This window comes from Enterobacter sp. CP102 (genome assembly GCF_025152625.1).
Taxonomy (GTDB): Bacteria; Pseudomonadota; Gammaproteobacteria; order Enterobacterales; family Enterobacteriaceae; genus Enterobacter; species Enterobacter soli.
This window is the reverse complement of the sequence record NZ_CP104014.1, coordinates 3,713,201-3,725,985: the sequence shown is the minus strand read 5'-3', so window position 1 is coordinate 3,725,985 and position 12,785 is coordinate 3,713,201. Positions and strand designations below refer to the sequence as shown.

The following is a 12,785-nucleotide window of genomic DNA, read 5'->3' as shown; positions in this document are numbered from 1 at the left end:
GGCAACGCCGCCACCCGGCATTTTTTCATCAGGACAGTACTATGACTCAAATCGACCGCCTGCTCGGCATCATGAAACGTCTTCGCGACCCGGAAAACGGCTGCCCGTGGGACAAAGAGCAGACCTTTTCCACCATCGCGCCATATACCCTCGAAGAAACCTATGAAGTGCTGGACGCCATCTCCCGTGAAGATTTCGACGACCTGCGCGGTGAGCTGGGCGACCTGCTGTTCCAGGTGGTGTTTTACGCCCAGATGGCACAGGAAGAAGGGCGTTTTAATTTTGACGATATCTGTGCCGCCATCAGCGACAAGCTGGAACGTCGGCATCCGCATATCTTCGGCGACGCCACCGCAGGTAACAGCGCGGAAGTGCTGACCCGCTGGGAACAAATTAAAAGCGCAGAGCGCGCCGAAAAATCCCAGCATTCCGCGCTGGATGACATCCCTCTGAATCTGCCTGCGCTGATGCGCGCGCATAAAATTCAGAAACGCTGCTCCACCGTCGGTTTCGACTGGACCTCTCTTGGCCCGGTGCTGGACAAAGTGCATGAAGAGATCGACGAAGTGATGCACGAAGCGCAACAGGCCGTCGTGGATGAAGCAAAACTGGAAGAAGAAATGGGCGACCTGCTGTTTGCGACTGTCAATCTTTCGCGCCATTTGGGTGTAAAAGCGGAAACCGCGCTGCAAAAAGCCAACATTAAGTTCGAGCGTCGTTTTCGCGAAGTTGAGCGGATTGTGGCCTCGCGTGGCCTGGAAATGACGGGCGTAGACCTCGATGTGATGGAAGAAGTCTGGCAGGAAGTAAAACGCCATGAATCTGATCTCTAACGGATTTTTGCGATCAAGCGCAATTTGTGTGATTTTTTAAATGACAAGCGCTTGATTTGCGTCAAAAACATTTACCCGAAACGGGCTATTTTCTCACTCCTTATGTTTGTCATAGCCTGGAAAGGAGACGGAGAATGAAAGTTTGTGGCGCTCGCTGTGTTCGGGTATACTACTTTCCCGTCCTGGTTATTCCATCGTTTCACCCTAACTTCTCAGGTTCAGCATGACAACGAACTATATTTTTGTGACCGGCGGGGTCGTATCCTCTCTGGGTAAAGGCATTGCCGCAGCCTCCCTCGCAGCCATTCTTGAAGCCCGTGGCCTCAATGTGACCATGATGAAACTGGATCCGTATATCAACGTCGATCCGGGCACCATGAGCCCAACCCAACACGGGGAAGTGTTCGTTACTGAAGACGGCGCTGAAACCGATCTGGATCTTGGCCACTACGAGCGTTTCATTCGTACCAAAATGACCCGTCGTAATAACTTCACGACTGGCCGTATCTACTCTGACGTTCTGCGTAAAGAGCGCCGCGGTGACTACCTGGGCGCAACCGTGCAGGTTATCCCGCACATCACTAACGCAATCAAAGAACGTGTTCTTGCTGGTGGCGAAGGCCATGACGTTGTGCTGGTTGAAATCGGCGGTACTGTGGGTGATATCGAATCCCTGCCGTTCCTTGAAGCGATTCGTCAGCTGGCAGTAGACATTGGTCGTGAGCACGCGCTGTTCATGCACCTGACACTGGTGCCTTACATGGCTGCCGCAGGTGAAGTGAAAACCAAACCAACTCAGCACTCCGTTAAAGAGCTGCTCTCTATCGGTATTCAGCCTGATATCCTGGTTTGCCGCTCCGATCGCGCTATTCCGGCCAACGAACGTGCGAAAATTGCATTGTTCTGTAACGTGCCAGAAAAAGCCGTTATTTCAATGAAAGATGTCGATTCCATTTATAAAATCCCGGGCCTGTTGAAATCACAGGGCCTGGACGATTATATTTGTAAACGATTCAGCTTGAACTGCCCGGAAGCAAATCTGTCCGAATGGGAACAGGTGATTTACGAAGAAGCTAACCCGGCAGGCGAAGTGACTATCGGTATGGTGGGCAAGTACATTGAACTGCCAGATGCTTATAAGTCAGTTATCGAAGCGCTGAAACACGGTGGTCTGAAGAACCGCGTCTCCGTTAACATCAAGCTGATTGATTCGCAGGATGTAGAAACGCGTGGCGTCGAAATTCTGAAAGATCTGGATGCTATCCTTATCCCTGGCGGCTTCGGCTACCGTGGTGTAGAAGGCAAGATCGCCACCGCACGCTATGCGCGTGAAAACAATATTCCATACCTCGGCATCTGTCTGGGTATGCAGGTTGCGCTGATCGAATTTGCGCGCAACGTAGCGGGAATGGAAAACGCGAACTCTACGGAATTTGTGCCAGACTGTAAGTACCCTGTAGTGGCGCTTATCACTGAATGGCGCGACGAAGACGGTAACGTCGAAGTCCGTACCGAGAAGAGCGATCTGGGTGGCACTATGCGCCTTGGCGCACAGGCCTGCCAGCTGTCCGACGATAGCGTTGTTCGCAAGCTGTATGGCGAGTCAACCATCACCGAACGCCATCGTCACCGTTATGAAGTCAACAACATGTTGTTGAAACCAATTGAAGCTGCGGGTCTGCGTGTTGCGGGCCGTTCCGGGGATGATCAGTTAGTCGAGATCATTGAGGTGCCAAACCATCCGTGGTTCGTTGCCTGCCAATTCCACCCGGAATTTACTTCAACGCCGCGTGACGGGCATCCGCTGTTTGCAGGCTTTGTGAAAGCCGCCAGCGATTACCAGAAGCGTCAGGCGAAGTAAAAAAAGTTAGAACGGCAACGCGTACCATTGGTACGCGTTGTTTGTCTGGAGTTTTAGTTTAACTTGTACTGAGGAAAATCTAATGTCCAAAATCGTTAAAGTCATCGGTCGTGAAATCATCGACTCCCGTGGTAACCCGACCGTTGAAGCCGAAGTTCACCTGGAAGGTGGTTTCGTCGGTATGGCAGCTGCTCCATCAGGTGCTTCTACTGGTTCCCGCGAAGCGCTGGAACTGCGCGATGGCGACAAATCCCGTTTCATGGGCAAAGGCGTACTGAAAGCTGTTGGCGCTGTAAACGGTCCTATTGCTCAGGCAATCCTTGGCAAAGACGCCAAAGACCAGGCTGGCATCGACAAGATCATGATCGATCTGGACGGTACTGAAAACAAATCTAACTTCGGTGCGAACGCAATCCTGGCTGTTTCCCTGGCGAACGCCAAAGCAGCAGCTGCTGCAAAAGGTCAGCCACTGTTCGAGCATATCGCTGAACTGAACGGCACCCCAGGCAAATACTCCATGCCAGTACCAATGATGAACATCATCAACGGTGGTGAGCACGCGGACAACAACGTTGATATTCAGGAATTCATGATTCAGCCAGTTGGCGCGAAATCCCTGAAAGAAGCGGTACGTATGGGTTCTGAAGTGTTCCACAACCTGGCTAAAGTTCTGAAAGCTAAAGGTATGAACACTGCTGTTGGTGACGAAGGTGGCTATGCGCCAAACCTGGGTTCTAACGCAGAAGCTCTGGCAGTAATCGCAGAAGCAGTTAAAGCTGCTGGCTACGAGCTGGGCAAAGACATCACCCTGGCGATGGACTGTGCAGCATCTGAATTCTACAAAGACGGTAAATACGTTCTGGCTGGCGAAGGCAACAAAGCGTTCACCTCTGAAGAGTTCACTCACTTCCTGGAAGACCTGACCAAACAGTACCCAATCGTTTCTATCGAAGACGGTCTGGACGAGTCTGACTGGGCTGGCTTCGCATACCAGACTAAAGTACTGGGCGACAAAATCCAGCTGGTTGGTGACGATCTGTTCGTAACCAACACCAAGATCCTGAAAGAAGGCATCGAGAAAGGCATCGTTAACTCCATCCTGATCAAATTCAACCAGATCGGTTCTCTGACCGAAACTCTGGCTGCGATCAAAATGGCGAAAGACGCTGGCTACACCGCTGTTATCTCTCACCGTTCTGGCGAAACTGAAGATGCTACCATCGCTGACCTGGCTGTTGGTACCGCTGCAGGCCAGATCAAAACCGGTTCTATGAGCCGTTCTGACCGTGTTGCTAAATACAACCAGCTGATTCGTATCGAAGAAGCGCTGGGCGAAAAAGCACCATACAACGGTCGTAAAGAGATCAAAGGCCAGTAATAGCCTTTAAGTCTTAAAATGAAAATGCCAGTCGAATGACTGGCATTTTTTTTGGCTATTTAAAATCGACCGCCATTTGTTCCGGAATGGTCAGCCCCTGAGTGGTCTGTACACAACGGGCGATGTAGTCCGTAAAGCGGGGCGGTTTTGGCATCCCCATACTCAACAGCTTGTCGTTGCTAAAGCGCACGTTAAGCGTGGCAAAGGCGCCGTACAAACGCATCGCCTTAAGCATCAGGCGCTCGTTGCAGGGGCCAAAAATGTGCTTCAGTTCCCGGCGCATTTTCACCAGCGTTTCATAACTCACCTGCGCGTATTTGTCTCCGACCGGCGCTTTCTCCAGCGCTTCCGCCATCGCCATATCAATATCAGCAAAGCGAACGCTGCTCTCTTCCCCGGCTGAAATATGAACCACCTCGCCCTGAAGGGCAGAACTGTTGAGCAGCATCAGCAACGCATCAGCACAGTAATCCACAGGCACGACATCGACTTTATCTTCCATCGAGCACATGAATTTTTGCAGCATCAGCCCCATGCTGAAGACCCAAAAGATACTGCTTGAAGGCGTGCAGCCGTGACGCGTGTGGCCGACCACAATTGACGGGCGGGCAATCAACAGCGGTAAGCGCGGGCATTGCTGGCGCATCAGCTGCTCAATGGTGGATTTCGAGTAGGTGTATTCCACCAGATGTTCGGCGTTCTCTCTGAACTCTGCGCTTTCAGCAACCAGACTATCCTGTTCCGGGGTGCATGACATGGCCGTCCCCACGTGCAGGAAACGCTGTAAGCCTGTTACCTGTTCCATTCTGGTGGCGAGTGCCAGCGTGCCTTCGACGTTCACTTTCCAGATAAGCGGGTTATTGCCAAAGGACGCGACGGCTGCACAGTTAAGTACGTGAGTCACCTGCTCCAGTCGCGGATCGCTCAGAAAATCGTGCGCGTTAGCGAGATCGCCGATGAGGATGTCATCCGCTTTCAGCCTGGCCAGCGTGTTCTCATGAACATGGAATTTGCGCATATTCTCCTTTACGCGCTCAAGCCCTTCCAGCGGGTTGCCGGCACGCACCAGCAGCAGCAGGTTTACTGCCTGATCGCTATTAAGGATTTTTTCGAGTACTGCTCCGCCAAGAAACCCGGTCACGCCCGTAATGAATAACGTATTCATGGATACTGTCTCATGCTGATAGATGAGCGGATTGTAGGCGGGGAAAAGTAAACGGCGTTTAAATAAAGAAATGCCGTTAAAGGCCGTATCTTAAGCTTATTTTAAGGTAAGGAAATCAGGAGGAGATATTCGACAACGGCGCATAATGAATGATTCAATTAAATATTTTAAAATATTTAATATGTTGTTTTTTAATGAATTAATTTGTTTGTTTTATATTTTTTAGTTGATTCCAAATGTAAAAATAAAAATGGTTTGTTACACCATAATGGAAAGCTAAAACGAATTGTCATTTCCCAAAGTAAAACCGGTGAAACAAACAGCGAATAGCGTAACAGGCCGAAATAAAATAACTGGCTAAATAATTGTTATAATCATGGAGGAAGTGTTGCACTTGCTATCTGCGGTTTTGTCAGGTCCTCTGCAGCGGGTGTTGTGACGGTTTGCCCCGGTAATTAGCGGGCAAAGCACCGATGGAGCATGATCCTTCGACGGGGATCTGCGATAATTAACAATTACCCCCTTAACTGAGAAGACTATGCAGTACCCGATTAACGAGATGTTCCAGACCCTGCAAGGCGAGGGTTACTTTACCGGCGTTCCCGCTATCTTTATTCGTTTACAGGGATGCCCGGTTGGCTGTGCCTGGTGTGATACCAAACATACGTGGGATAAACTCGCAGATCGGGAAGTGTCGCTGTTTAGCATTCTGGCTAAAACCAAAGAGAGCGATAAGTGGGGCGCGGGGAGTTCAGAAGATCTGCTGGCGATTATCGGTCGTCAGGGCTGGACGGCGCGCCATGTGGTGATCACCGGTGGTGAGCCTTGCATTCACGATTTAACACCGTTGACGGAGCTGCTCGAAAAGAACGGTTATAGCTGTCAGATTGAAACCAGTGGAACGCATGAAGTACGTTGTTCCCATGCGACCTGGGTGACGGTTTCACCGAAAGTGAATATGCGCGGTGGCTACGATGTGCTGTCGCAGGCGCTGGAGCGTGCTGACGAAATCAAACATCCGGTTGGCCGCGTACGTGATATCGAAGCGCTGGATGAACTGCTTGCAACGCTGACCGATGAAAAGCAGCGCGTCATTGCGCTACAGCCGATCAGCCAGAAAGATGACGCCACGCGTCTGTGCATTGAAACCTGCATCGCCCGCAACTGGCGCCTGTCGATGCAGACGCACAAGTATTTGAATATAGATTAAAAAAAAGCCCGGTGGCGGTTTCGCCTTACCGGGCCTACGGTTCGAGGCTTTTGTAGACCGGGTAAGGCGAAGCCGCCACCCGGCAAGCATCACTCTCCGCGATACACGCAGCCTGCCGTACAGGTTTCTTTAATCACCACCGCGCTCAGCAGTGGCACCAGCGGTTTCATCTGATCCCAAACCCATTTTGCCAGCACCTCGCTGGTTGGGTTTTCAAGGCCCGGGATATCATTCAGATAGTAGTGATCAAGACGATCGTAAGTCGGCTTAAACGCCGCTTTCAGTTCAGCAAAGTCCATGATCCAACCGGTGTGCGGATCGACTTCACCCGTGATTTCAAGACGCACCATAAACGAGTGCCCGTGTAAACGGCCACATTTATGCCCGGCAGGGACGTGTGGAAGATAGTGTGCGGCTTCGAAGACGAAATCTTTAAACAGTGTGGTGGACATCATGAACTCTCAAGTAATGCGGAAAAAACCGCCGCATAGTACCGGAAAGCACATTTTTTAGCATTAACTAAAACGGCCTTTACCTTCATTGATGGTGGAAACGGCGTTTTATCTGGTTTTTGTATTTATATTTCAATGGATTAGATAATCGGTTTTATCGTTAAGAACGATAGCTAAAACAGGTTAGTCCATTTGGTTATTTATTATTTCCATCCCTTCTTTAATTGTTATTATCCCCGCCGTTAACCTTATCTCTAGTTTGGTCTTTTTGCATAAATTCCGCTTTGCTACTGGAACATAACGACGCATGACAACACAGGCCCCACCTTCAAATTTGCTTCCCCTTAACCCGGAGCAACTGGCGCGCCTACAGGCCGCCACCACTGATTTTTCACCCACTCAGCTTGCCTGGGTGTCCGGCTATTTCTGGGGAATGCTTAACCAACAGCCAGGGGCCGTTGTTGCCGCGCCTGTTGCTGCCGTTGAGATCCCGGCAATTACGCTTATCTCCGCCTCGCAGACGGGCAACGCCCGCCGCGTGGCAGAAGCGCTGCGTGACGATCTGCTTGCCGCCAAACTGAACGTGAACCTGGTCAACGCCGGGGATTATAAATTCAAACAAATCGCGTCAGAAAAACTGCTGGTGGTTGTGGCCTCAACTCAGGGCGAGGGCGAACCTGCTGAAGAGGCAGTGGCGCTGCATAAGTTCTTGTTCTCGAAGAAAGCACCAAAACTGGATGGCACTGCCTTTGCCGTGTTTGGTCTGGGCGACACCTCTTATGAATTCTTCTGCCAGTCCGGTAAAGACTTCGACAGCAAGCTGGCTGAGCTGGGTGCTGAGCGTCTGCTGGACCGCGTTGATGCGGATGTGGAATACCAGCCAGCGGCGGCGGAATGGCGTGCCCGTGTGGTCGAGGTGCTGAAAGCGCGCGTCCCGAAAGAGACTTCCGCGCAGGCAGCATTCAGCGCCACTGGCGCCGTTAATGATATTCACACCAGCCCGTACACTAAAGAGGCGCCGCTGACGGCAAGCCTGTCGGTGAATCAGAAGATCACGGGTCGCGACTCAGAGAAAGATGTTCGCCATATCGAAATCGATCTGGGCGATTCCGGTTTACGTTATCAGCCGGGCGATGCGCTGGGTGTCTGGTATCAGAATGACCCCGCATTAGTGAAAGAGCTGGTAGAGCTGCTGTGGCTGAAAGGCGACGAGCCGGTCACCGTTGAAGGCAAAACGCAGACGCTTGCAGAAGCCCTGCAATGGCACTTTGAGCTGACCGTGAACACGGCCAACATCGTTGAGAATTACGCCACCGTAACGCGTAGCGAATCCTTGCTGCCGTTAGTGGGTGATAAAGCGAAGTTGCAGCACTATGCGGCCACCACGCCGATTGTTGATATGGTGCGTTTCGCGCCGGCGCAGCTGGATGCAGAAGCGCTGGTTGGCCTGTTACGTCCGCTGACGCCGCGTCTTTACTCTATCGCCTCTTCACAGGCGGAAGTAGAGAGCGAAGTTCACGTGACCGTGGGTGTGGTGCGTTATGACATCGAAGGCCGTGCTCGCGCGGGCGGTGCATCCAGCTTCCTGGCTGACCGTGTCGAAGAAGAAGGTGAAGTTCGCGTCTTTATCGAGCACAACGACAACTTCCGTCTGCCGGCAAACCCGGAAACGCCGGTCATTATGATTGGCCCAGGTACCGGTATTGCACCGTTCCGTTCCTTTATGCAGCAGCGTGCGGCAGATGATGCATCCGGCAAAAACTGGTTGTTCTTCGGTAACCCGCACTTTACGGAAGATTTCCTCTACCAGGTTGAATGGCAGCGCTATGTTAAAGAAGGCGTATTGAGCCGCATCGACCTGGCCTGGTCGCGTGACCAGAAAGAAAAAGTATACGTACAAGACAAACTGCGCGAACAGGGCGCAGAGCTGTGGCGCTGGATCAATGACGGTGCCCACATTTATGTCTGCGGCGACGCCAATCGCATGGCGAAAGACGTTGAGCAGGCTTTGCTGGAAGTGATTGCCGAATTCGGTGGTATGGATGCCGAAACGGCGGATGAATATTTAAGTGAGCTGCGCGTAGAGCGCCGTTATCAGCGAGATGTCTACTAATGAGCGAAAAACACCCTGGCCCACTGGTGGTCGAAGGCAAACTGACTGATGCCGAGCGCATGAAGGTTGACAGTAACTACCTGCGCGGCACCATTGCCGAAGATTTGAATGACGGTCTGACTGGCGGTTTTAAAGGCGACAACTTCCTGCTGATCCGTTTCCACGGTATGTATCAGCAGGATGACCGCGATATCCGCGCCGAACGTGCAGAACAAAAGCTGGAGCCGCGTCACGCGATGCTGCTGCGCTGCCGCCTGCCGGGTGGGGTTATCACCACCAAACAGTGGCAGGCAATTGACAAGTTTGCCCATGACAACACCATTTACGGCAGCATCCGTCTGACCAACCGTCAGACCTTCCAGTTCCACGGCATTCTGAAGAAGAACGTGAAGCCGGTACATCAGATGCTGCACTCGGTAGGGCTGGACGCGCTGGCGACCGCCAACGACATGAACCGTAACGTGCTCTGCACCTCGAACCCGTTTGAGTCTGAGCTTCATGCTGAAGCGTACGAATGGGCGAAGAAGATTTCTGAGCACCTGCTGCCACGTACCCGCGCCTATGCGGAGATCTGGCTCGATCAGGAAAAGGTTGCCACCACTGACGAAGAACCGATCCTCGGCCAGACCTATCTGCCGCGTAAGTTCAAAACCACAGTGGTGATCCCGCCGCAGAACGATATCGATCTGCACGCTAACGACATGAACTTCGTGGCGATTGCGGAAAACGGCAAGCTGGTGGGCTTTAACCTGCTGGTGGGCGGCGGTTTGTCCATCGAGCACGGTAACAAGAAAACCTACGCCCGTACGGCGAGTGAGTTCGGCTTCCTGCCGCTTGAGCACACGCTGGCGGTGGCGGAAGCAGTTGTTACCACGCAGCGCGACTGGGGTAACCGTACCGACCGTAAAAACGCCAAAACCAAATACACCCTGGAGCGCGTGGGCGTTGAGACCTTTAAAGAAGAAGTGGAGCGTCGCGCAGGCATCAAATTTGAGCCGATCCGTCCTTACGAATTCACCGGTCGCGGCGATCGCATTGGCTGGGTAAAAGGCATCGACAATAAATGGCACCTGACGCTGTTTATCGAAAACGGCCGTATTCTGGATTATCCGGGCCGTCCGCTGAAAACCGGTTTACTGGAAATTGCTAAGATCCACAAAGGTGAGTTCCGCATTACCGCCAACCAGAATCTCATCATTGCCGGCGTGCCGGAGAACCAGAAAGCTAAAATCGAGAAACTGGCGCGCGACCATGGGTTGATGAATGCGGTGAAACCGCAGCGTGAAAACTCGATGGCCTGCGTGTCATTCCCGACCTGTCCGCTGGCAATGGCCGAAGCTGAACGCTTCCTGCCGTCGTTCACCGACAAAGTGGAAGCGATTCTGGAAAAACACGGTATTCCTGAAGAGCATATCGTGATGCGTGTGACCGGCTGCCCGAACGGCTGTGGCCGTGCGATGCTGGCTGAGCTGGGTCTGGTGGGTAAAGCACCGGGTCGCTACAACGTGCATCTGGGCGGTAACCGGATGGGGACGCGTATTCCGCGTATGTATCGCGAGAACATTACGGAACCAGAAATTCTTGATTCCGTTGACGAGCTTGTCGGGCGCTGGGCGAAAGAGCGCGAAGCGGGTGAAGGCTTCGGCGACTTTACGGTGCGTGCGGGCATCATTCGCCCGGTGCTCGATCCCGCGAGGGATTTCTGGGAGTAACATCCCGACGGTTTTACAGGTTTTGTAGGCCGGGCAAACGCAGTGCCGCCCGGCAAAACAGGCAAACGAGGTTCTTATGTCCGTACTCGATCTAAACGCCCTTAACGACCTGCCAAAAGTCGAACGCATTCTGGCACTGGCAGAAACCAACGCACAACTGGAAAAGCTGGACGCCGAAGGGCGTGTGGCGTGGGCGCTGGAAAATCTGCCGGGTGACTATGTGCTCTCGTCGAGCTTTGGTATTCAGGCGGCGGTCAGCCTGCATCTGGTGAATCAGATCCGCCCGGATATCCCGGTGATCCTCACCGATACCGGCTACCTGTTCCCGGAAACCTACCAGTTTATCGATGAGCTGACGGACAAGCTCAGGCTGAACCTGAAGGTGTATCGCGCTGAACAGAGCGCGGCCTGGCAGGAGGCGCGTTACGGCAAACTGTGGGAGCAGGGCGTTGAAGGCATTGAGAAATACAATGAAATCAACAAAGTCGAGCCGATGAACCGTGCGCTGAAAGATCTGAACGCACAGACCTGGTTTGCCGGTTTACGCCGCGAGCAGTCTGGTAGCCGCGCCACGTTGCCGGTGCTGGCGGTTCAGCGCGGTGTGTTCAAAGTGCTGCCGATTATCGACTGGGACAACCGTACGGTTTATCAGTATCTGCAAAAACATGGGCTGAAGTACCATCCGCTGTGGGACCAGGGTTATCTGTCGGTGGGCGATACCCACACCACGCGTAAATGGGAACCGGGAATGGCGGAAGAAGAGACGCGATTCTTTGGGCTGAAGCGCGAGTGCGGGTTGCACGAAGGGTAATGTTCTTTCGCCCGGTGGCGCTGCGCTTACCGGGCCTACAAAGGCACGAAACATAGGCCCGGTAAGGCGTAGCCGCCACCGGGCTTAACGACATCAGGCTTTACCCGCTTTCGCCAGCTCCTTCACCAGCGGCAGCATCACTTTCACCACATCGCGGCTACGGTGTTCAATGCGCTGCGGTAGTGCGCTATCAATGTGCTGCTGATTATCAAGCCTCACATCATGCCAGCTGGTTCCGTTCGGGAAGGCTTTAGATTTGGCTCTCTGCTGATAACCATCTTTTTTGCCCAGCGCCCAGTTTGTCGCTTCCACGTACAATACCGGAATGCCGGCTTTATCGAACACTTCTCCGTCGTTACAACAGCCGGTTCCGCGTGGATACCCCGGGTTTCCACCCGGATTACTGGTGGCATAGACGCCCTGACTGCGGGCAATCGCCAGCGCCCGGTCGCGGGTTAATTTGCGCACGCTGCCTGGCGTACTCTGTCCGCTATTAAAATAGAGTTTGTCGCCGACGATAAGGTTATCGAGATTAATCACCAGCAAGGTGTTTTTCTTCTCTTCAGGGCTCATGCGCTTAAGGATATTCTCAGCGCCGAGTTTGCCTTCCTCTTCACCGCTGGTCGCGATAAAGCGAATCCCGTATTTCGTCGGGATATTCTTCAGGTGGTCGGCCAGTTCGAGCATCACGCCGAGCCCCGCCGCGTTATCATCTATTCCCTGAAGCGTCAGGCCGCCGAGGTTATTGTCGGTATCGGCATCGCTCATCGGGGCGAAGGTATCCAGGTGCGCCATAATAATGATTTGCTGAGCGCTCTTGCCTTCATGTGCCGCAATGACCGTACTGCCGGTCACGTTATGCCAGTTTTTGCTGTTGTTGCGCGAGGTATAGATGTACCGGCTGTGAAAAGCCCGGATATCGCTCTGGTAGCCCATTTCGGCAAATTGCTGGCGGATGTAGTCGGCGGAGAGCATCTCGGCTGGCGTGCCGGTCATACGGCCAGGAAAGACAGTCGCAATATGCCGCGCCTGCGTACTGGCAATTTCGCCGTACGATGGATTTTTTGCCCGGGCGGGGAGGATAAAGCAAACGCCGAGCGCCAGGGCAGCAATACGGTGGCGCGTTGCGGAAAACATAGTGAGTCCTTAAAAACAGAGCAAAATTTTAACTGGCTTAGTATGAAACTGTGACCCGGTATACACAATTTGAATTGCTCTTAAATGCCCGAAATTTCGTGTGTTAAGCACTT

Annotated in this window: 10 protein-coding genes; 7 read left to right on the top strand and 3 right to left on the bottom strand. The window is 52.9% G+C overall.

What is annotated here, in order from left to right; genetic code table 11:
• Positions 1-41 precede the first annotated feature (41 nt).
• The 3 genes from mazG (at position 42) to eno (ending at position 4,072) form a co-directional block, all read left to right on the top strand.
• On the top strand, positions 42-833 hold the full coding sequence (mazG, locus tag N1249_RS17515; RefSeq protein WP_259831640.1) for a nucleoside triphosphate pyrophosphohydrolase: 792 nt from the start codon (positions 42-44) through the stop codon (positions 831-833).
• Between the two features lie 223 nt (positions 834-1,056).
• Complete coding sequence (pyrG, locus tag N1249_RS17510) at positions 1,057-2,694, top strand: glutamine hydrolyzing CTP synthase (protein WP_259831638.1); 1,638 nt, start codon at positions 1,057-1,059, stop codon at positions 2,692-2,694.
• 82 nt (positions 2,695-2,776) lie between these two features.
• Positions 2,777-4,072, top strand: coding sequence for a phosphopyruvate hydratase (gene eno / locus N1249_RS17505; RefSeq protein WP_014071561.1), 1,296 nt, complete (start codon positions 2,777-2,779; stop codon positions 4,070-4,072).
• A gap of 55 nt (positions 4,073-4,127) precedes the next feature.
• Here the strand turns inward: eno and N1249_RS17500 are convergent, their stop codons facing one another.
• On the bottom strand, positions 4,128-5,237 hold the full coding sequence (locus N1249_RS17500) for an SDR family oxidoreductase (protein WP_259831630.1): 1,110 nt from the start codon (positions 5,235-5,237) through the stop codon (positions 4,128-4,130).
• A 538-nt stretch (positions 5,238-5,775) separates the two neighbouring features.
• On the opposite strand from N1249_RS17500, the gene queE reads away from it, so the two are divergent.
• A complete protein-coding gene (queE, locus tag N1249_RS17495) occupies positions 5,776-6,447 on the top strand; it encodes a 7-carboxy-7-deazaguanine synthase QueE (RefSeq protein ID WP_259831628.1) in 672 nt (223 codons plus the stop codon).
• A gap of 89 nt (positions 6,448-6,536) precedes the next feature.
• On the opposite strand, the gene queD is transcribed toward queE, so the two are convergent.
• A complete protein-coding gene (gene queD, locus N1249_RS17490) occupies positions 6,537-6,902 on the bottom strand; it encodes a 6-carboxytetrahydropterin synthase QueD (RefSeq protein ID WP_259831626.1) in 366 nt (121 codons plus the stop codon).
• Positions 6,903-7,206: 304 nt separating this feature from the next.
• Between queD and cysJ the strand changes: the two genes are divergently transcribed.
• The 3 genes from cysJ (at position 7,207) to cysH (ending at position 11,535) form a co-directional block, all read left to right on the top strand.
• Positions 7,207-9,012, top strand: a complete 1,806-nt coding sequence (cysJ, locus tag N1249_RS17485; protein WP_259831624.1) for an NADPH-dependent assimilatory sulfite reductase flavoprotein subunit — start codon at positions 7,207-7,209, stop codon at positions 9,010-9,012.
• Entirely contained in the window at positions 9,012-10,724 is a 1,713-nt protein-coding gene (gene cysI, locus N1249_RS17480; RefSeq protein ID WP_259831622.1) for an assimilatory sulfite reductase (NADPH) hemoprotein subunit, read from the top strand. Before cysJ ends, cysI begins: the two co-directional genes overlap by 1 nt.
• A gap of 76 nt (positions 10,725-10,800) precedes the next feature.
• The gene (gene cysH, locus N1249_RS17475) at positions 10,801-11,535 is read left to right on the top strand and encodes a phosphoadenosine phosphosulfate reductase (protein WP_259831620.1); all 735 of its coding nucleotides are present in this window, start codon (positions 10,801-10,803) and stop codon (positions 11,533-11,535) included.
• Between the two features lie 93 nt (positions 11,536-11,628).
• On the opposite strand, the gene N1249_RS17470 is transcribed toward cysH, so the two are convergent.
• Positions 11,629-12,672, bottom strand: a complete 1,044-nt coding sequence (locus N1249_RS17470; protein WP_259831618.1) for an aminopeptidase — start codon at positions 12,670-12,672, stop codon at positions 11,629-11,631.
• Positions 12,673-12,785 lie beyond the last annotated feature (113 nt).